Consider the following 18,969-nt stretch of genomic DNA (forward strand, 5'->3'; position numbering starts at 1 on the left):
CGTTTTGGTAGCTGCCTACGCACTATTTTCGCTGGCTAGCGCCCGATTTGTCACGCCGCGGCCGAAACTGCGGACTGCAGTGGCAGCAGGCGCTTGTGCAGCAGGAACACCGCCAGCATCGCCACGCCTACGCCCGCGGACAGCAGCCACTGCCACCCGGCCAGCACGGCAAAACCAAAGGCCGCGGCCACCGGTGCCACGGTGGTGACCAGCAGCAAGGCCGCCAGCGTGCCGCCGAGCACCGCGAGGCTCACGCCAGGCAAGTCCCGCAGCAAGGGCACGTCCCAGTGCGCAAACCGACTGGGCAGGATCAGCATGGCATTGCCCACCACCAAGGCCACGAAGGCGGCACTTGCTGCAGCGCCCGTGGCCCAGCCCTGCTGCAATGCGGCTGCGTACAGGCCCAACACCGCCAGCGTGATGCTGCTGCCCTGCAGCACCGCCAGGAGCGCCTGGCGCCGCCCCAGCAAGGGCTCGGTGGCGCGGCGTGGCGGTCGGCGCATCAGATCCTGCGTGCCCCGCTCGGCCTCGAATACCAGCGTTCCCGTGGGGTCGATGATGAGTTCCAGAAAGGCGATGTGCAGCGGCGCCAGGATCAGCGGCAGCCCCAGCAGCACGGGAATGAGCGACAGCCCCACGATGGGCACGTGCACGGCGAGGATGTAGACCATGGCCTGGCGCAGGTTGGCAAAGGTGCGCCGCCCGCTTTCGATGCCGCGCACGATGGAGGCAAAGTCGTCGTCCAGCAGCACCAGCGCGGCCGCCTCACGCGCCACGTCGGTACCGCGCTGCCCCATGGCCACGCCGATGTGGGCCGCCTTCAGGGCCGGGGCGTCGTTGACACCGTCTCCGGTCATGGCCACCACCTCGCCATGCGCCTTGAGGGCTTCGACCAGCGCGAGCTTCTGCTGCGGCCGCACCCGGGCGAACACGTTCACGTCCACAACCTGGGCGCGCAGGGTGGCCGCTTCCATGGCGGCCAAGTCGTCACCCGTCAGGACGCCCGTGGTGGCAATACCGGCCTGCGCGGCAATGGCCGCTGCCGTGCGCGGATGGTCACCGGTGATCATCACCACCCGGATGCCCGCCCCCTGGCACTGGGTGATGGCAGCTGGCACTTCAGCGCGCAAGGGGTCGGCCAAGCCCACCAGCCCCAGCCATTCGTAGTCGAAATCGTGCTGGATGAGCGGCCACTCACTTTCCTTGGCGTGGCGGCCCTTCGCCACGGCGAGCACCCGCAGCCCCCGCGCGGCCATGGCCTGCGCCTGGGCTGCGACTTGCGCGCTCTGCACCGCATCAAGGTGGCACAGGTCGGCCACCGCTTCGGGCGCACCCTTGCAGGCGACCACATCGTGGGTGCCGCCCCCCATGCGCCAGAGGTGGCTCATGGCCAGGAGTTCGGGTGAGAGTTCATATTCCCGCGCCAGCGTCCAGGCGGCGCGGCGCTCACCGGCGGCCGGCGCCAGGTGCTGGGCAGCACTGCGGTGAAAGGCCTGTTCCATGGGGTCATGGGGCTCGATTTCGCTCGCCAGCACGCTGTATTCCAGCAGCTCGTGGAAGCGCGCTGACCACGGGTCCGTTGCCAGCGCGGCCGGATCGATCTCGCGGCCTTCGACGCACAGGGCCGCAACCGACATGCGGTTTTCCGTCAGCGTGCCTGTCTTGTCCACGCACAGCACCGTGGTCTGGCCTAGGGTCTCGATGGCGTTGAGACGGCGCGTGAGCACCTGCCCTGCGGCCAGCCGCCGCGCGGCCAGCGCCAGGAACACGATCATGACCACCGGCAATTCCTGCGGCAAGAGACCCATGGCCAGGGTGATGCCCGCCAGCGCCGCTTCCAGCACGCCACCCCGCAGCAGCCAGAACAGGGCTGCCAACAGCAGGCTCAGGGCCACCCCGATGACCAGCAGCCGCCGCGTCAGCAGCGCCATTTCCTCGCGCAAGGGCGAAGCCTGCAGCGCGATGCCCTGCAGGGACGCACCGATGCGGCCCAGCTCGGTATGCCTGCCGGTGGCCAGCACCCGCGCCACGCCTTGCCCCTGCACCACCAGCGTGCCGGCAAACACCCGCGCCGCCTCGCCGGTCTTGGGCACGGCCTCGGACTCGCCCGTGAGCATGGACTCGTCGGTGGCGAGTTCGTGCGCCTGCAGCACCTCGGCGTCGGCCGGCACGCGGTCGCCTTCGGCCAGCAGCAGCACGTCACCGCGCACCACCTCACGCCCCGCAATGCGCAGGGTATGTCCATCGCGCAGCACCAGGGCGCGGGGGCTGGAGAGGTCGCGCAGCGCCTCCAGCGCATTGTCGGTACGGCGCTCCTGCAGCACCGTGGTGCCCATGATGATGACCACGAAGCCCAGCAGCACCAGCGCGTCGTGCCCGTCGCCCATGGCCCAGTACAGGGCACCGGCCCCCAGCAGGAGCAGGAACATGGGCTCGCGCACCACTTCCCAGGCCACGTCCCAGACCGTGCGGCGCTGGTTCACCCCGAGTTCGTTGGGGCCGTCCTCGGCCAGTTGGCGTGCCGCCTGGGCGGCGCTCAGCCCCGCAGGGGGCGTAGTCGGTGGTGTACCCATCTGGGTATTGTGGCCCCATACCGCTCGCCCTGTCCGCCCTGCTTTTGGTTGGACAAACCTAGTATTAACCCTAGGTTACATGTTGTTTAGCACTCAACTCAGGAGAGTGCTAATATTTGCCCATGAACACAAGGAGTTCGGGTATGACTAACCAATTTGGATCGACCAGCACTGCCGTTGCCCTGCGCAATCCGTGGGCCGTGGTTCCCTCGTTGGGGAACCTGGATGCCTACATTACCGCGGTCAACCGCATGCCCTTGCTCACTTTGGAAGAGGAGCAGGAGTACGCACGCCGCTTCAAGGACGAACAGGACCTGGAGGCCGCCTCCAAGCTGGTGCTCTCGCACCTGCGCCTGGTGGTGTCCATTGCCCGCCAGTACCTGGGCTACGGCCTGCCCCACGGCGACCTGATCCAGGAAGGCAACGTGGGCCTGATGAAGGCCGTCAAGCGCTTCGACCCCGACCAGGGCGTGCGCCTGGTGAGCTACGCCATGCACTGGATCAAGGCCGAAATCCATGAATACATCCTGAAGAACTGGCGCATGGTCAAGGTCGCCACCACCAAGGCCCAACGCAAGCTGTTCTTCAACCTGCGCTCCATGAAGCAGCGCTACAAGAGCGACGACGCCGCCGCCGACCTGGACACCTACCGCGACACCCTGAGCAGCGAGCAGGTGGACGCCATGGCGCGCGAACTCAACGTCAAGGCCGAGGAAGTGATCGAGATGGAAGCGCGCATGGCCGGTGGCGATGTGCTGCTGGACCCCAGCCCCAGCGACGACGGCGAAGAGGCCTTTGGCCCGATCGCCTACCTGAGCGACGAGCGCCACGAGCCCCTGGCCGTGATCGAAGCGCACCAGCGCGACGTGATGGCCTCGGACGGCCTGGCCGCCGCCCTGGACGTGCTCGATGCCCGCAGCCGCCGCATCGTGGAAGAGCGCTGGCTCAAGGTCAACGACGACGCCACCGGTGGCATGACCCTGCACGAACTGGCCGCCGAGTACGGCGTGAGTGCCGAGCGCATCCGCCAGATCGAAGTGGCAGCCATGAAGAAGATGAAGACGGCGCTGGCGGCCTACGTCTGAGTGCGGCGCACAACCCTCCGCTGAAAAACCGGGCCCTGCCCGGTTTTTTTACGCCTGCTCGGCCTTGCGCAGCGTACGCAGCGCCCGGCGAGTGATGTAGCCAGTCGCCCGGCCCGGAGATTCACGCTCCCAGCGCGCACAAAGCTCTGCCACCCAAGCTGGCTGTGTCTTGCTCGCATCGTTGAGCCAGTTGGCTACCGAGTTCTGCACGTAACGGCTGGGGTCGGCGCGCAACGGTTCCAGCAAGGCCAACACGCGCCAGGGCTCGGCCTTGAGCACCTCGATCTGCGCACACCACACGCCGCGCGGGCGAGTGACCTCGGTGGCGAAGCGACGCAGGTTCTCGTCCGCTTCTCGCGTCCAGGGTTGCAGCAGCCCCAGGGCCTCGTCCAGGCGGGCGATCACGTCGTTCCGTACGGCTGACCAAGCCATCTCGCGTACGCCGAAATGGGGGTCCGCAGCGAAGGGGCGCACGCGCTGCAACTGAGTGGCCATATCCGCAGGCGCGCACTGCAGCCAGAACGCCGCCCAGCAGCGTGCGACATCACTGGGGTGCTGCGCCAAGCGCGTCGCCACTGCATCGCGCTGCGGGTGCTGCTGCGCCATGTCGTACAGCGCACGGGCCACGTGATTGTGGCGCTGCAGCGGCTTGATGGCGTCGAGCATGGCCAGGGTATCAATCAGCCGCTCGTCGCTGGGGTTCAGCCCAATCTGCGTGGCCACTACCGGCGCCAGCAGGCGCACGTCGATGGCCATGTACTCCACTAGGTTGACGGTGGCGACCTCGCCCGCATGCAAGGCGCGCAGCACCTCTGCAGGAATGGCGGAAAAGCGCACTGCGCCCGTGCGGCCATCGAGCGGGTGTGCGGCCACGATCAGCGCCTCAGTGCGCTTCGTCGAGCAGCAGATTGATGTCACCCGCCAGCACCTTGGCGCCGCTGCCATAGCGGGTGAACAGGCGCAGCTGGCCCTTGGTGTCGTAGACGTAGCTGCCGGCCGAGTGGTCCATGGTGTAGCTGGTGGCGGTCTTGCCTTCGACCTTCTTGTAGTAGATCTTGTACGACTTGGCCAGCTCGGGCAGCTGCTCCGGCGTCGGCCGCAAGGCGATGAAGCTGGGGTCGAAATTGGCCATGTAGGCCTTGAGCAGTTCGGGCGTGTCGCGCTGCGGGTCTACGGTGACGAACACGCCTTGCAGCTTGTCCCCCCGGGGCCCCAGCAGCTGCTTGACCTCGGCCAGTTCGCCCATGGAGGTGGGGCACACGTCCGGGCACTGGGTGTAGCCGAAGAACACGACCACCACCTTGCCAGCAAAGTCTGGCAGCTTGCGAAGCTGCCCGTTGTGGTCCGTCAGCTCGAAGCCGGTGGCGTAGTTGGCGCCGGTGACGTCGATCGAGGCGAACGCTGCCTTTTGCTGGGTGCACGCAGAAAATAGGGCTATACCCCCCGTAACCATTGCAAAGCTAGCTATGGATTTAAGAGCGTTTCGTTTGGAGTGCATGGTGTGGTTCAGAGCAGGTAGTGGTCCAGCAGCAGGGCCGAGAACAGGCAGCTCAGGTGGATGAGCGAGAAGCGGAAGGTCTTGCGGGCCAGTTCGTCCGAGTAGTTCTGCAGCAGCTTCCAGCCATACCAGCAAAAGCCCAGGCTCAACACCAGGGCCGCGAGCAGATAGAGCCAGGAATTCATGCCGTAGATGAAGGGCAGCAGGCAGGCCGCCATCAGCACCAGGGTGTACAGGAAGACCTGCAGCCGGGTGAACTCGCTGCCGTGCGTGACCGGAAGCATGGGCAGGCCGGACTTGCGGTAGTCCTCCACCCGGTACAGGGCCAGGGCCCAGAAATGCGGCGGTGTCCACAGGAAGATGATGAGGAACAGGATGAGTGCCTCCGGCCCCACCTCGCCCGTCATGGCGGCCCAGCCCAAGACCGGCGGCATGGCCCCCGACGCGCCGCCGATGACGATGTTCTGGGGGGTGAGCGGCTTCAGGATCACGGTGTAGATGACGGCGTAGCCGACGAAGGTGGCAAAGGTCAGCCACATGGTCAGCGGGTTCACCCACACGTACAGCACGGTACTGCCAATGGCGCACAGGCCCACCGAGAACAGCAGCGTCTGCAGGTCGCCCAGTTGCCCCTGGGCCGTGGGCCGCCAGGCGGTGCGCTTCATCTTGGCGTCGATGCCCTTTTCCACCAGACAGTTGAAGGCGGCGGCGGCACCGGCCACCAGGTAGATGCCGAAGCAGGCGATCAGGATCAGGCGCAGCTGGGCACCGTCCGGGGCCCCGGGCACGGCCAGCACCATGCCGATGAGCGCGCAGAAGACGATGAGCTGCACCACCCGCGGTTTGGTCAGGGCATGGAACTGGCGCCAGATCTCGCGCGAGAACAGGTCGTTTAGGAAGCTCATCGCGCGCCCTCCCAGGCTCCGGCAGGCACTCGCCGCTGCGCTGCATGGACTTGCGGCACCGCCAGCACACTGGTCAGCACCACCAGCATGGCCCCGGCACCGCCAGTGTGCAGCAGGGCCGCCAGCAAGGGCCAACCGAGCACGACATTGCTCACGCCGGTCAGCACCTGCAATGCCAGCAAACCCGCAAGCCAGCGCCCCTGGCGCAGGCCGGCCACATGCAGGCGCCAGGCCGTGCATGCCAGCACCAGCACGGTGACCAGCGCCAGCAGCCGGTGCATGAAGTGGATGGCCGTGATGCCAGCGGTACTCAGGGGTGTGCCATCGGCCAGCGTGCCCAGCGGACGCCACAGGCTCAGTGCCTGGTTGAAATCCATCTCAGGCCACCAGCTGCCATGGCAGGTGGGGAAGTCGGCACAGGCCAGCACCGCATAGTTGGTACTGACCCAGGCGCCCGACAGGGCCTGGAGCACCAGCATGGCGGTGGCCAATGCGGCCAGCGAGCGCAAGGCCGGAGCGGGTGCCGCAGGACGCTGCGCTTGCCCACGCACCGCCTGCATGGTCAGCAGTACGAGCAGGCCGTAGCCGCCCAGCAGGTGCAGTGTCACGATGGCCGGAAAGAGCTTCATGGTGACGGTGAGTGCGCCGAAGGCACCCTGCATGCACACCCACAGCAGGGTCAGCATCGGCAAGCCCAGCCCGACATCGGCCTCACCCGCGCGGCGCAGCATCCAGGCCATCGCCACCATCACGATGATCAAGGCGCCCACACTGCTGGCCAGGTAACGGTGCACCATCTCGATCCAGGCCTTGCGGTGGGTCACCGGCCCGGTGGGCATCTGGGCCTGGGCCTGGGCGATCTCGCCATGCGCACCGACAGGCGAGGCACTGCCATAGCAGCCAGGCCAGTCGGGGCAGCCCAAACCGGAGTCCGTCAGGCGCGTGAAGGCACCGAACAGCACCAGGTCGAAGGTCAGGAACAGGGTCAGCACCACCAGGGCCTGCAGGCGGGCACGGGGCTGCTCCGAGCGCTTGCGCCACCACACCCAAGCGATCGGGCCCGCAGCCAGTGCGGCACCCAGCAGCAGCAGGTGCAACACCGGCGAGAAGTCGTAGTTGGGAACCGTCGGCATCATGGTCGTCCCGGTCCGTCCCAGGCCACGGAGGCCCGCAGCAGACGCTCAATGTCACGGCGCGCCTTGGTCGAGTCAGCCACGCTGAAGTTGGCTGGCAGGCGCATCATGGTGTTGCCCATGGGGTCCACCACAAACAGGTGATCGCTGACCGACTTGCCGGCGGCCGGTTCGAACCAGGCCTTCAACACCGATTCGTCCACACGCAGCACCACCGCATCCCCCAGCGGTTGCTTCATGGCCGGATCGACCGGTGCGGCGTCCGGAATCAGCCAGACCCAGTCCACGCGTTTCTTGTCCTGCCCGAGGCTGGCGCGCAGCTGGCGCGCCAGGAACAGGCGCTGCTGGCAGGTGGGGTCGCAGGCACCGCCCTGCACGCTCACCAGCAGCCACTGGCCCTTGAGCTGGGCCAGGGGCATCGGCTTGCCCTCCAAAGCGGTGGCCTGCAGGGATTCCACGGGCCGAGCCGGGTAGATCAGTTCACCAAAACCCGCCTTGCCCTGCGGACGCACGACAAAGTAGGCGTAGTAGGAAGCGATGACCGGCAGCGAACAGACCAGCATGATCGCCAGCAGTTTCAGGCGACCCGAAGGGCGCGGCGTCTCGGCCACGGATTCCTGCGGGGTGGGCAGGCTGTGGACCACCAGGCCCAGGGGCTCGTCTCGATCGAGTTGACTCATGTCGGTGTCTGTCGGCGCACACTCGCCGCTCCATAAAAAATCAGCAATGCCAGGGCCATGCCCCACCACTGGTAGGCATAGCTGCGGTGGCGGGCCACGCGGTCTTCGGGTGGCGGCCAGTGTTGCACCAAGGGCTGCACTGCGTCGGGGCTGGTCTGCAACAGCACTACAGGCTGTACGGGGAACTTCTGCTCGGAGGCAAAGCGCTGCAGGTCCAGGCGCGGCCAGAGGCGGGGAAACTGCTCATGGTTAGGCATCAGCAGGAAGTTCTTGTTGACCGGCACGGTGGCGATGCCTTCGATGGTGACCGTACCGGCGGGCGTCTGTACCGCGGGCAGCGCCTTGCGGCTGCCTCCGGGCCAGGCAATCCAGCCCCGGTTCACCAGCACCCGCATGTCGCCACCTTCGATGCGCAGGGGAGTAACCACATGCACACCGGGCACGCCGTTTTCCTGGCGGTTGTCGACGAAGAACTGGCCTTGCGGTTCGAACTGTCCGCGCACGGCCACCGGCGCGTCCTGCAGGCCGTCAGCAAGCACCGGCTGCGGTGTCAGCATGAAAGGCCCCTGGTGGGTACGCGCTTCGAACTGGGCAATCTCGGCCGCACGCCGGTCGGCCTTGCCGTCTTGCCACAAGCCCAGATTCACGAACACGACCAAGCCCACCAGCGTCGCCAGTGTGGGGGCCAATCGGGGTTGAAACTTCAGGGTGGGCACGAAAAATCTCTGGCGGGGATAATGGGCGACTATCTATTGCTGCCCCGCCCTATGCTGACGAAGTTGCTCATTGTCGCCGTTTTGGTGTTGATCGTTTTTAACCTGTTCCGTGCCCTGGCAGCCTTGCTGAACAAGGACAAGGCCAAGGACCCTTCGGCTGTCGTCAGGGCACTGACGATCCGTGTCGCACTCTCGGTGGGGCTGTTCGTCGCGCTGCTCGTGGGGGCCTACTTCGGGATCATCCCGACCCACGGCCTGCGCTAAAAAAACGGCCCGCCGTACAGTGCACGGCGGGCCGCAGTGGGTTTTGACGTTTACAGCCAGTAGACAAACACGAACACGATCAGCCAGACCACGTCCACGAAGTGCCAGTACCATGCCACCGCTTCGAAAGCGAAGTGGTCGTCCTTGGAGAAGTGGCCCTTGAGGCTGCGGCCCAGGATCACGGCCAGCATGATGGCACCCAGGGTCACGTGCAGGCCGTGGAAACCGGTGGTGATGAAGAAGGTGGCACCGTAGACACCCGCGCCCAGGGTCAGACCCAGCTCATGGTAGGCGTGGATGTATTCGTAGGCCTGGAAGCCCATGAACACGGCACCCAGCAGGATGGTGGCAGCCAGGCCCCAGACCAGCTTGGTACGCTGACCAGCGATCAGGGCGTGGTGCGCAATGGTCAGCGTGACACCGGAAGTCAGCAGCAACAGGGTGTTGATGGCGGGAATGCCCCAGGCACCCATGGGGGTGAAGGCTTCACCCAGCGGGCCGGCATTGGGCCAGGCAGCCTTGAAGCCAGCATAGGGGGTATAGGCCTCTTCGTAGCCACCGAGTTCGGGCAGGGAGATGCGACGGATGTAGAACAGCACGCCGAAGAAGCAGGCGAAGAACATCACTTCCGAGAAGATGAACCACACCATGCCGATGCGGTAGGAACGGTCTTCCCACTTGGTGTACTTGCCGCTGCGGTTTTCGGCGATGACCTCACCGAACCAGCCTACGATCACGTACAGGATGAAGGCGGTACCGAGCAGCATGCTCCACACACCAGCTGGCACGCTGTTGAGCTTGAAGATGAAGCCCAGCGCCAGCAGGAAAATGCCTGCAGACAGGAAGGTGGAATAGTTGCTCGCGGCAGGGACAAAGTAATGTCCCTTGGCTTGCTCGTGGGTTGCGTCAGTCATGCTTACGTCCTTTTGATACCTGTCTCAATTTTCAAATTCAAGTCCGCGCTTTCGGTGCCTCGAAGAAGGTGTACGAAAGCGTCACGGTTCCCATATCCCGGCGCAACTCCGGGTTCACCACAAACACCACCGGCATGGTACGCACCTCGCCGGGCTGGAATGTCTGCTGGCTAAAGCAAAAACACTCGATCTTCTGGAAGTACGGCGTGGCCACGGCGGGTGTCACACTGGGTACCGCCTGACCGACAAACACTTGCCGGCTGTTGTTCTTCACGGTGTAGGTGGTGTGCACCACCTCACCGGGACGCACCTTCATGGAAAAGGTTTCGGGGGCCAGTTCCACCGACACACCGGGCATGGTGTGGCTCAGGAACTCCACCTTGACCCAGCGGGTCATGTCGACCTGCGTGTTCAGCGGTGCCGCCACAGCCTGCGCATTGGTACGGCCATTGAAGCCGGTGATGCGACAGAACACGTCATAGATCGGCACCAACGCGAAACCAAAGCCAGCAAAGAAGACCGACACGCCGACCAGCTTCCAGGCCAGGCGGCGGTTGTTCCTCTTGCGGGGCCCTGCGGCCAGGGTCACATCGGCCGCAGTTTCCATAGCGCCATCACAAACAGGAAGATCGCGACACCACCAAAGGCCCATGCCAGGCGCACGTTGTTGCGCTTGCGGGCCACCCAGACTTCTGCCGGAACAGAGGCCGTTGGGGTGGTGTCTTTCACGTTCTCAGACATGCGTACCCTGCTTACTTGATGGTGGGCTGCACGTCAAAGGTGTGGTAGGGCGCGGGCGACGGAACCGTCCACTCCAGGCCGTCAGCACCTTCCCAGGCCTTGGCTTCGGCCTTCTGGCCACCGCGCACGCACTGGATCACGTTGTAGATGAAGATGAGGTGCGACACACCCAGGATGAAGGCACCGATGGTGGACAGCTGGTTCCACTCGGTGAACATCAGGGGGTAGTCAGGGATACGACGCGGCATGCCGGACAGACCCACCAGGAACTGGGGGATGAAGGTCAGGTTGAAGCCGACCATGACGACCCAGAAGTGCAGGCGCCCCATGCGCTCGTTGAGCATGTGACCGGTCCACTTGGGCAGCCAGTAGTACACGGCAGCCATGGCACCCATCACGGTGGTGGGGTACAGGGCGTAGTGGAAGTGGGCCACCAGGAAGTAGGCATTGTGGTACTGCGGGTCAGCCGCGGCGTCGGCCAGCACCAGGCCGGTCAGACCACCCCAGCCGAACAGGATGACGAAGCCCACGGCGAACAGCATGGGGGTCTCGAAGCTCAGCGAACCGCGCCAGATGGTGGCGATCCAGCAGAAGAACAGCACCGCCAGCGGCAGCGAGATCAGCATGGTGCTGTACATGAAGTACAGCTGGCCACCGGTAGACATGCCGGAGGTGAACATGTGGTGGGCCCACACGACCACGGACAGACCGGCGATACCCCACATGGAATAGACCTGTGCCTTGTAGCCGTACACGGGCTTGCGCGAGAAGGCTGACAGCACGTGGGGCACGGCGCCGCAGATGGGCAGCAGCAGCACGTACACCTCGGGGTGGCCCATGAACCAGAAGATGTGTTGCCACAGCACCGGGTCACCGCCACCAGCGGCATTGAAGAAGTGGGTGCCGAAATGGCGGTCCATCAGCACCATGGTCACGCCACCAGCCAGAACGGGCATGATGGTGATGAGCAGGATGGCGGTCATCAGGAAACCGTGGGCGAACAGCGGCATCTTGAACAGGGTCATGCCAGGGGCACGCATGTTCAGGATGGTCACGATCACGTTGATGGAACCCAGGATGGAGGACACACCCAGCATGTGCACGGCGAAGATGGCGAAGTCCATGCCCCAGCCACTTTGCACCGACAGAGGCGCGTACATGGTCCAACCCGCGTCCACGGCACCCGGGCCGATGCCGGCCAGGCCCAGGAAGAACGGCAGCACCAGCATCACAGCGGCGGGCGGCAGAATCCAGAAGCCCCAGTTGTTCAGTCGGGGCAAGGCCATGTCAGGCGCACCGATCATCATGGGCAGCATGTAGTTGGCCAGACCGGTGGCGGCAGGCATGGCCATGCCGAACACCATGATCAGGCCGTGCAGGCTGATGAGCTGGTTGAACAGCTCGGGCTGCAGCAACTGCAGACCGGGCTTGAACAGCTCGGCACGTACCGCCAGGATCATCGCGCCGCCGATGAGCAGCATGACGAACGAGAAGATCAGGTACATGATCCCGATGTCTTTGTGGTTGGTGGTCTGGATCCAGCGCAGGAACCCGTAGGGGTGGTGCGCGTCGTGACCGCCGTCGTGGGGCATATCAGCTGCCAAATCGTGTGCCATGGGCAACTCCTTCTTTCTCAATATTCCGCGTTCCAGGGGGCGCTGCCATGCGGCGCCCGTCAGCTTCAGGTCTTGGAAGCTGCCTCGATCTCAGCCTTCTTGGTTTTCAGCCAGGCTTCGAATTCGGCCGGCTCCACCACGTTCACCACGATGGGCATGTAGCCATGCTCCTTGCCGCACAGCTCGGAACACTGACCGCGGTAGGTACCCTTGGTATCGACCTTGGCCCAGAATTCGCGCAGGAAGCCGGGCACGGCGTCGCGCTTAACACCGAAGGCGGGCACCCACCAGCTGTGAATCACGTCGTTGGAGGTCGTGATGAAGCGCACCTTCTTGCCCACGGGCAGCACCAGGGGCTGGTCCACTTCGAGCAGGTAGTGTTCGCCCTTGGGAGCCAGGTTCTCGATCTGCTCGCGGGGAGTGGACAGGCGGCTGGCGAACTTCACGCCCTGGCCCGGGAACTCGTATTCCCACAGCCACTGGCTACCGGTGACCTTGACCACCAGATCGGCGTCGGTCTTGGTGTCTTCGTACATCAGCACGGCGTGGTAGGCAGGAATGCCGAACACACCGTAGTCGAGGATCAGCAAGGCGGCGAACGGTGCCAAGGTCCAGAGCCATTGCTTGCGGCTCTTGGGCTCGGTGAAATCGGCCGCCTTGTGGCCGACCGACTTGCGGTGCTTCCAGAAGGAATACAGCATGAGCGCCAACACGCCAAAGAACAGCGTGAGTGCGATCACCATGAAGAGGTTGTGCACATGCAGGGTTTCATGTGCAATGGGGGTCACGGGCTGGGGAAAACTCCACCGCATTTCAGCCGACGCCACCACCGAACCCAGCGCCAACGCAGCGCCAAGCGCCGACTTTTTCAAGCCATTCATACTCACTTCCTATTGTTTTTTAAAGCGGATTCCGAGCCTTACCGCCTTCAGCCAGATCAAGATTATTCCATTAAATGCGGCAGGGCCATTCGGCAAAACCCGCAAGGTTTGAAGGGCACTGCCCTTCGCGCACTCAAAAATTGAAGACGGCGCGGGCTGCAGGCCACACCAGCATCACGACGATGACCAGCGGCGCCACGGCCCAGGACACCTCCACGGCCACCGACGGATGGAAGTTGTCGGCCTCGCCGCCACGTCGGTGCTGGCGCCAGGCCGACACCAGCATCACGCCGAACACCACGGCAAAAATGACCAGACACAGCACCATCAGCGCCCAGCGCAGTTCAGCCAACCAGACGATCATGGGGTAATTCCTTTTTCCTTGAGTCCCAGCGCGGAACGCATCTGCGCCAAGGGAATACTGCTGTTTTCCCGCACCGCCATGCGCGGCTGCGGCTTGAATGCGTGGCCGTACACCACCTCGAAGGTGAGCTGGATGCGCCCACCATCGCTTTCCTGGGCCAGGTCCCGGGCCATGGCAGCGTGCAAGGCATCGCGCCAGCCGCGTGAACGCAGGCCGGGCTGACGCGCCACATGCAGGTTGCGGCCCAGCCCGCGCAGTTCCTGCAACGCCCGCTGCGGTGTCTCGAAACTCAGGGTGATGCGTTCCATGTCCATCACCGGTTCGGCAAACCCGGCCTGGACCAGCATGTCGCCCCAGTCGTGCATGTCGGTGAACTCGTGGCTCGGCTCGCCCCAGCCCTGTGCTGCATACAGGGCCCGCAACTCGCGCAGCGTGTCCGGCCCCAGGCAGGAGAACATCAGGAAGCCGTTCACCTGCAGCAATTCCAGCCAGCGCGCCAGCAGCGCCTGGGGGTCCGCATCCATGTGCAGGGCCATGTTGGCCCAGACCATGCCGGCGCCGCCCTCCGGCAGCCCGAGACGCAAGCCCGGCGCCTGCCAGCGCTTCGGACTCCACCACGGTTTTGCTACTGAATCAATAGCTGCCTGCGCATATTCCGTGCGGGCATCCTGCACAAAACTGCGTGCATCCGGAAAGACCTCCTGCACCCGCGCGTGGCCCTGCATGCCACCGGCGGCCGGCGCCCAGTGCACCCAGCTCGCGGGTGGCCGTGCCATCCAGCCCAGGCGCTCGGCCATGCGGCGCGCCACTTCCTCATGCAACCACGGCGCCCCGTCGCGCAGACCCTGCACGTGGGCATGCCGCTGCCAGCGTGCAGCAGCAACGGCATCCAGCGAAGGCGGGCGGAGGGTGGTTTCGGGCATGGGGTGTGATCGGCCCGGCAGGCGGCGGGCCCGAGGCGGCGAGTATATTGGCAGCATGCCACCAGGCTTGTTCACAGGGCTATTGCGCCGCATTCCCAGCCAGTGTGCGGTGTGCCGCCGCTGGCCCGCCACGCCTGTGTGCGAGCAGTGCGTGCAGGCGTTTGCCCAGCCGCAGTCGCGCTGCACCACCTGCGCCTTGCCGGTGCCCTCCGGGGTGGAGCGCTGCGGCAGCTGCCTGCGCACCCCGCCCCCGCTCGACCACTGCCTTGCCGCCCTGCCGTACGCCTTTCCCTGGGCACGCCTGATCGCAGACTTCAAGTTTCACGCCCAGACAGCGCTGGCACCAAGCTTCGCCACCCTGCTGCGCAGCACCCCCTGGGTAGAGCCGGAACTGGAGGCCTGCGACGCGGTGTTGCCCATTCCGCTGGGGGCACAGCGTTTGCGCGAACGTGGCTACAACCAGGCCGCGGAACTGGCCCGTGCGCTGGAGCCACGCAAGCTCCAGACCCAATGGCTGCTGCGCACCCGCGACACCCCCGAACAACACCAGCTGGCACGCAGCGAGCGACTGAAGGCGCTCAAAGGCGCCTTCGCGCTGGACCCGCTGCACGCGCCGCGCCTGCAGGGCGCCCGGGTGGTCCTGATAGACGATGTCATGACCACCGGCTCCACGCTCTTTGAAGCTGCGGGCGTGCTGCGCCAGCACGGCGTCGCGCACATCACCGCGCTGGCGCTGGCCCGCGCCGACGCGCTGGACTGAAGCCGCAGACTGCGACAATCCGGTCATGTTCCATATCGTCCTGGTCGAACCCGAAATCCCGCCCAACACGGGCAACGTCATCCGCCTGGCCGCCAACACCGGCTGCACCCTGCACCTTGTCGAGCCATTGGGCTTTAACTTCGACGACAAGCACATGCGCCGCGCCGGGCTCGACTACCACGAATACGCCACCCTGCGCCGCCATGCCGACTGGGACGCCTTCTTGGCCACCGAGCGCCCGGACCCGGCGCGCATGTTCACCCTGACCACGCGCGGCACCCGCAGCCCCTACGAAGTCTCCTTCCAGCCCGGCGACTGGCTGGTCTTCGGCTCCGAGAGCAAGGGCATTTCGGACCACGTGCGCTCCCACTTCACGCCGCAGACCAGCCTGCGCCTGCCCATGCTGTCCGGACAACGCAGCCTGAACCTGTCCAACGCCGTGGCGGTGACGGTGTTTGAGGCCTGGCGGCAGAACGGGTTCGGCAGCACCGACCGCTGACCGCATGGAGCCCAAGCGCAACTTGCGGAAAACCGCCACAATACCTACATGAATACGCAGCCCACCGAGACGCCCGCCACCGGCCCCGAATCCGACCAGGCCGAACAGGCGTTTCGGCGCCTGTTTGCCGAGCAGCTGAACACGGCGCTGGACCGGCACCGCCATATCCCGCAGGGGCATGGGCGGGTGCAGGCGGTGGCCTCGCTGTTCGGCATCACGCGCATCACGGCGGGCAAGTGGCTCTCGGGCGAAGGCCTGCCCGAGCTGTGGCGCCTGCCGCAGATTGCACAGCTGCTCAATGTGGACGCCAATGAGCTGGTGGGCAGCACCACCAACCCCATGCTCATCGACGACCGCTACATCGCACTGCAGATGCACGGCCAGGACACACCCGATGAGCTGATGCCGCTGTTCCTGCAGCCGGGCACGCTGCAGCACACCAGCATCGTGCCGGGCTGCCTGATCATGCAGGTCAACGCCACCGACATGCCAGCCTTTGCCGCCGTGGGCGACCTGGTGGTCTACAACCCGGGCATCAAATGGTTCGGTACCGGTGCCGACGTGTACGTGCTGCGCGTGCAGGGGCGCTATGTGTTGCGCCGTGCCGTGCGCACGCTGCGCGGCGAGATCGTGCTCAGCACCGACCCGGGGCAGATGCAGGAAAGCTTCAGCCCCACCGACTTCACCTCCGACACCGACCCGGCCAGCCCGCTGATCCACGTGGTGGGCCGGGTGGTGGCCCGCATCCTCACACGCGGCAGCAGCGCCGCCTGACGCCCCGCGCTGCGGCGCGCGGCGCTATTCGTACTGCCGCACCAGCGACTCGGCCACGCACACGGGCTTGTCGCCCCCCTCTCGCTCGATCGCCACTTCCCAGGTGGTCTGGGTGCCGTTGTCGGCAATGGCGCGGCTTTCCAGCAGCTTCAGGCGCGCGCGCAGGCGGCTGCCCACCGGCACGGGGGCCACAAAGCGCACCTTGTTCAGCCCCACGTTCACCCCCATGCGCACCGAGGACACCACCAGCGCCTCCTCGAAAAAGCGCGGCAGCAGCGAGAGCGTGAGAAAACCGTGGGCAATGGGTGCACCGAACGGCCCGGCCTGGGCGCGCGCCACGTCCACATGGATCCACTGGTGGTCGCCCGTGGCCTGGGCAAACAGATTGATCTGCTCCTGCGTCACGGTGACCCAGTTCGATACGGCCACTTCCTGGCCCACACACGCGGCCAGTTCGGCCAAGTTGGCAATGGTTTTCATGCCGCGACTGTACGACGGCCACTGTGCGGGAAGCTGTCGATGCGGTGACAGGCAGGGGCCCGCAAAATTTTTTTCACTGGCTGTGTAAGAAGTGGGCGCAGCGCCCGACTACTCCCTGCAAACCGCTGCAAACGCAACGGGGCCAGGCCTTCTGGCTGCACCTCCCTCTGTTCACACACTCTTTTCAGGAGACACCATGTCCACATCCCTCAAGTCCACCCTCGCCCTGGCCAGCGCTGCTGCCGCCCTATTTGCTGCCGGTGCCACCCTGAGCACCACGGCCCAGGCCGCCAGCGACATGTCGGTGAAGTGCGCGGGCATCAACAGCTGCAAGGGCACTTCGGACTGCAAAACCGCCAAGAACGAATGCAAGGGCCAGAACAGCTGCAAGGGCATGGGCTGGAACATGAAGGCTTCCGCCAAGGAATGCTCCGCCGCCGGTGGCACCGTGCTGAAGTAATTGCACCGCACCCAGGGCTGCCCTCGGGCAGCCCTTTTTTCACCCAACCTCCAAACCTGCCCATGAGCCCCCTTGCCGGATTTGGCCTCGGTCTGCGCACCGAGCACTACGCCGCCTTTGAAGCCAGCCCGCAGCCGCGCGTGGACTGGCTGGAAATCATTTCCGAGAATTACCTGGTGCCGGGCGGCGCCCCGTTGCACCACCTGGACCGCATCCGGCGTGACTACCCCATGGTCATGCACGGGGTGTCGCTCAACATTGGCTCCAGCGACCCGCTGAACCGGGACTACCTGCGCGAACTCCAGGCCCTCATCCAACGCGTGCAACCGGCCCTCGTGTCCGACCACCTGTGCTGGACCGGCACCCAGGGCATGAACCTGCACGACCTGCTACCCGTGCCCTACACCCCTGAAGCGCTGCAGCACATTGCCCAGCGCATCCTGCAGGTGCAAGACATTTTGGGCCGGCGCCTGGTGCTGGAAAACCCCTCCACCTACGTCGCCTTCGCCGCCGACCAGATGCCCGAATGGGAGTTCCTGGGCGAGCTGCTGCGCCGTGCCGACTGCGAACTGCTGCTGGACGTGAACAACGTGTATGTGAGCAGCGTGAACCGCGGCTTCAACCCGCGCGACTACATCGACGCCATTCCCGCCCAGCGCGTACGCCAGATCCACCTGGCCGGGCACGAAACCCACGACGGCTACCTCATCGACACCCACGACCAGCCGGTGTGCGCCGCCGTGTGGGACTTGTACGCCTACACCGTGCAGCACTGCGGCCCCGTGCCCACCATGATCGAGCGCGACGACAACATCCCCGCGCTGGACGTGCTGCTGGACGAACTGGACCACGCCCGCCAGGTGCAGGCCCGCACACTGGCAACCCTGGCCGCACAGGCCCCAGCCGAGGCCTGTGCCGCATGAGTACGCTCGCTGCCCAGCAGGCCGAATTCCAACGCGCGCTGCTGCACGACCAGCCCCTGCCTGCGGGCCGCCTCACCGCGCGCAGCGCGGCCCAGTTTGCCGTCTACCGCGAGGCCTACCGTGCCCGGCTGCGCGCCGCCCTGCGCGACAACTACGAGGTGCTGCCCCGCGTGATGGGCGACGACGCCTTCGACGCCCTGGCCAACGCCTACCTAGCCGCCCACCCCTCGCAGCACTTTTCGCTGCGCTGGTTTGGCCACCAGCTGCCCACGTTCATGCTGCAGCACCAGGCCCTGGTGGACCACCCCGCCTTCACCGACCTGGCGCGCATTGAGTGGGCCCTGCGCCAGGCCTTCGACGCCCCCGACACCCCCGCGCTGCAGGTAGCCGAGCTGCAGGCCCTGCCGCCCGCGCGCTGGACCACGCTGCAGCTGGCCCTGCACCCCAGCGTGCAGCTGCTCACCCTGCAGTGGGCCGTGGGCCCGGTGTGGCACGCGGTGCAGTCTGGCGCCGACGAACTGCCCCCGCCCCCGGCGCTGGAGCACCCCTTGCTGGTGTGGCGCAAGGGACTGCGCACGCAGTGGAAGTCGCTTTCTGCCACCGAAGCCGAACTGGTGCGCGGCATCGCCGCCGCCCACACCTTCGGCACCCTGTGCCAAGACCTGGCCGCCCATGTGGGCACCGAACACGCCGCCGCCACCGCTGCGTCCCACCTGCGCACCCTGGTGCAGGCCGAAGCCCTGGCCGCCCTTCCCCCTAGCACCTGACCCTAGATCGAGG

23 protein-coding genes are annotated in these 18,969 nt (G+C 65.7%); 8 read left to right on the forward strand and 15 right to left on the reverse strand.

Annotated features, from left to right (window positions below; all coding sequences use genetic code 11):
* Positions 1–50: 50 nt before the first annotated feature.
* On the reverse strand, positions 51–2,573 hold the full coding sequence (locus RQP54_RS02085) for a cation-translocating P-type ATPase (RefSeq protein WP_315676512.1): 2,523 nt from the start codon (positions 2,571–2,573) through the stop codon (positions 51–53).
* A gap of 143 nt (positions 2,574–2,716) precedes the next feature.
* On the opposite strand from RQP54_RS02085, the gene rpoH reads away from it, so the two are divergent.
* Positions 2,717–3,658, forward strand: a complete 942-nt coding sequence (rpoH, locus tag RQP54_RS02090; protein WP_315676513.1) for an RNA polymerase sigma factor RpoH — start codon at positions 2,717–2,719, stop codon at positions 3,656–3,658.
* A gap of 48 nt (positions 3,659–3,706) precedes the next feature.
* Here rpoH and RQP54_RS02095 read toward each other — a convergent pair whose 3' ends face one another.
* The 6 genes from RQP54_RS02095 to RQP54_RS02120 are packed head-to-tail and all read right to left on the reverse strand — an operon-like array spanning position 3,707 to position 8,590.
* Positions 3,707–4,531 carry a DNA alkylation repair protein gene (locus RQP54_RS02095; RefSeq protein ID WP_315676514.1) on the reverse strand — a complete coding sequence of 275 codons (825 nt, stop codon included), beginning with the start codon at positions 4,529–4,531 and terminating at the stop codon, positions 3,707–3,709.
* 10 nt (positions 4,532–4,541) lie between these two features.
* Complete coding sequence (locus RQP54_RS02100) at positions 4,542–5,111, reverse strand: SCO family protein (protein ID WP_315676515.1); 570 nt, start codon at positions 5,109–5,111, stop codon at positions 4,542–4,544.
* A 53-nt stretch (positions 5,112–5,164) separates the two neighbouring features.
* Positions 5,165–6,061 carry a heme o synthase gene (cyoE, locus tag RQP54_RS02105; RefSeq protein WP_315676516.1) on the reverse strand — a complete coding sequence of 299 codons (897 nt, stop codon included), beginning with the start codon at positions 6,059–6,061 and terminating at the stop codon, positions 5,165–5,167.
* Positions 6,058–7,197: a COX15/CtaA family protein gene (locus RQP54_RS02110; protein WP_315676517.1), complete on the reverse strand. Its 1,140-nt coding sequence runs from the start codon at positions 7,195–7,197 to the stop codon at positions 6,058–6,060. The genes cyoE and RQP54_RS02110 overlap by 4 nt, the downstream gene beginning before the upstream one ends.
* Positions 7,194–7,874 carry a hypothetical protein gene (locus tag RQP54_RS02115; RefSeq protein ID WP_315676518.1) on the reverse strand — a complete coding sequence of 227 codons (681 nt, stop codon included), beginning with the start codon at positions 7,872–7,874 and terminating at the stop codon, positions 7,194–7,196. The genes RQP54_RS02110 and RQP54_RS02115 overlap by 4 nt, the downstream gene beginning before the upstream one ends.
* Positions 7,871–8,590, reverse strand: coding sequence for an SURF1 family protein (locus RQP54_RS02120; RefSeq protein ID WP_315676519.1), 720 nt, complete (start codon positions 8,588–8,590; stop codon positions 7,871–7,873). The genes RQP54_RS02115 and RQP54_RS02120 overlap by 4 nt, the downstream gene beginning before the upstream one ends.
* A 51-nt stretch (positions 8,591–8,641) precedes the next feature.
* Here RQP54_RS02120 and RQP54_RS02125 point away from each other — a divergent pair, with 51 nt between their 5' ends.
* Positions 8,642–8,854 carry a DUF2909 domain-containing protein gene (locus RQP54_RS02125; protein ID WP_315676520.1) on the forward strand — a complete coding sequence of 71 codons (213 nt, stop codon included), beginning with the start codon at positions 8,642–8,644 and terminating at the stop codon, positions 8,852–8,854.
* Between the two features lie 50 nt (positions 8,855–8,904).
* On the opposite strand, the gene RQP54_RS02130 is transcribed toward RQP54_RS02125, so the two are convergent.
* From RQP54_RS02130 to RQP54_RS02160, 7 genes are all read right to left on the reverse strand, one after another.
* Positions 8,905–9,768 (reverse strand): cytochrome c oxidase subunit 3, encoded by an 864-nt coding sequence (locus RQP54_RS02130; protein WP_315676521.1) that lies wholly within the window; start codon positions 9,766–9,768, stop codon positions 8,905–8,907.
* A gap of 37 nt (positions 9,769–9,805) precedes the next feature.
* Positions 9,806–10,375 carry a cytochrome c oxidase assembly protein gene (locus RQP54_RS02135; protein WP_315676522.1) on the reverse strand — a complete coding sequence of 190 codons (570 nt, stop codon included), beginning with the start codon at positions 10,373–10,375 and terminating at the stop codon, positions 9,806–9,808.
* Complete coding sequence (locus tag RQP54_RS02140; protein WP_315676523.1) at positions 10,354–10,509, reverse strand: hypothetical protein; 156 nt, start codon at positions 10,507–10,509, stop codon at positions 10,354–10,356. Before RQP54_RS02140 ends, RQP54_RS02135 begins: the two co-directional genes overlap by 22 nt.
* Before the next feature lie 11 nt (positions 10,510–10,520).
* Positions 10,521–12,125 (reverse strand): cytochrome c oxidase subunit 1, encoded by a 1,605-nt coding sequence (locus RQP54_RS02145; protein ID WP_315676524.1) that lies wholly within the window; start codon positions 12,123–12,125, stop codon positions 10,521–10,523.
* A gap of 65 nt (positions 12,126–12,190) precedes the next feature.
* Positions 12,191–13,006, reverse strand: a complete 816-nt coding sequence (gene coxB / locus RQP54_RS02150; protein WP_315676525.1) for a cytochrome c oxidase subunit II — start codon at positions 13,004–13,006, stop codon at positions 12,191–12,193.
* Between the two features lie 133 nt (positions 13,007–13,139).
* Positions 13,140–13,370: a cytochrome c oxidase subunit II transmembrane domain-containing protein gene (locus tag RQP54_RS02155; RefSeq protein ID WP_315676526.1), complete on the reverse strand. Its 231-nt coding sequence runs from the start codon at positions 13,368–13,370 to the stop codon at positions 13,140–13,142.
* Positions 13,367–14,293, reverse strand: a complete 927-nt coding sequence (locus tag RQP54_RS02160; protein WP_315676527.1) for a biotin synthase — start codon at positions 14,291–14,293, stop codon at positions 13,367–13,369. Before RQP54_RS02160 ends, RQP54_RS02155 begins: the two co-directional genes overlap by 4 nt.
* A 55-nt stretch (positions 14,294–14,348) precedes the next feature.
* On the opposite strand from RQP54_RS02160, the gene RQP54_RS02165 reads away from it, so the two are divergent.
* The 3 genes from RQP54_RS02165 to RQP54_RS02175 are packed head-to-tail and all read left to right on the forward strand — an operon-like array spanning position 14,349 to position 16,326.
* Entirely contained in the window at positions 14,349–15,053 is a 705-nt protein-coding gene (locus tag RQP54_RS02165) for a ComF family protein (protein WP_315676528.1), read from the forward strand.
* A 25-nt stretch (positions 15,054–15,078) separates the two neighbouring features.
* A complete protein-coding gene (locus RQP54_RS02170; protein WP_315676529.1) occupies positions 15,079–15,552 on the forward strand; it encodes a tRNA (cytidine(34)-2'-O)-methyltransferase in 474 nt (157 codons plus the stop codon).
* Positions 15,553–15,600: 48 nt separating this feature from the next.
* Positions 15,601–16,326, forward strand: a complete 726-nt coding sequence (locus RQP54_RS02175; RefSeq protein WP_315676530.1) for a hypothetical protein — start codon at positions 15,601–15,603, stop codon at positions 16,324–16,326.
* 24 nt (positions 16,327–16,350) lie between these two features.
* On the opposite strand, the gene RQP54_RS02180 is transcribed toward RQP54_RS02175, so the two are convergent.
* Positions 16,351–16,806 carry a MaoC family dehydratase gene (locus tag RQP54_RS02180; RefSeq protein ID WP_315676531.1) on the reverse strand — a complete coding sequence of 152 codons (456 nt, stop codon included), beginning with the start codon at positions 16,804–16,806 and terminating at the stop codon, positions 16,351–16,353.
* A gap of 196 nt (positions 16,807–17,002) precedes the next feature.
* On the opposite strand from RQP54_RS02180, the gene RQP54_RS02185 reads away from it, so the two are divergent.
* The 3 genes from RQP54_RS02185 (at position 17,003) to RQP54_RS02195 (ending at position 18,956) form a co-directional block, all read left to right on the forward strand.
* Positions 17,003–17,266 carry a hypothetical protein gene (locus RQP54_RS02185; RefSeq protein WP_315676532.1) on the forward strand — a complete coding sequence of 88 codons (264 nt, stop codon included), beginning with the start codon at positions 17,003–17,005 and terminating at the stop codon, positions 17,264–17,266.
* A 62-nt stretch (positions 17,267–17,328) separates the two neighbouring features.
* Positions 17,329–18,189 carry a DUF692 domain-containing protein gene (locus RQP54_RS02190; RefSeq protein WP_315676533.1) on the forward strand — a complete coding sequence of 287 codons (861 nt, stop codon included), beginning with the start codon at positions 17,329–17,331 and terminating at the stop codon, positions 18,187–18,189.
* Entirely contained in the window at positions 18,186–18,956 is a 771-nt protein-coding gene (locus tag RQP54_RS02195) for a DNA-binding domain-containing protein (protein ID WP_315676534.1), read from the forward strand. Before RQP54_RS02190 ends, RQP54_RS02195 begins: the two co-directional genes overlap by 4 nt.
* Positions 18,957–18,969: the final 13 nt, after the last annotated feature.

The organism is Curvibacter sp. APW13, assembly GCF_032337135.1.
In the GTDB taxonomy this organism is placed as follows: domain Bacteria; phylum Pseudomonadota; class Gammaproteobacteria; order Burkholderiales; family Burkholderiaceae_C; genus Allorhodoferax.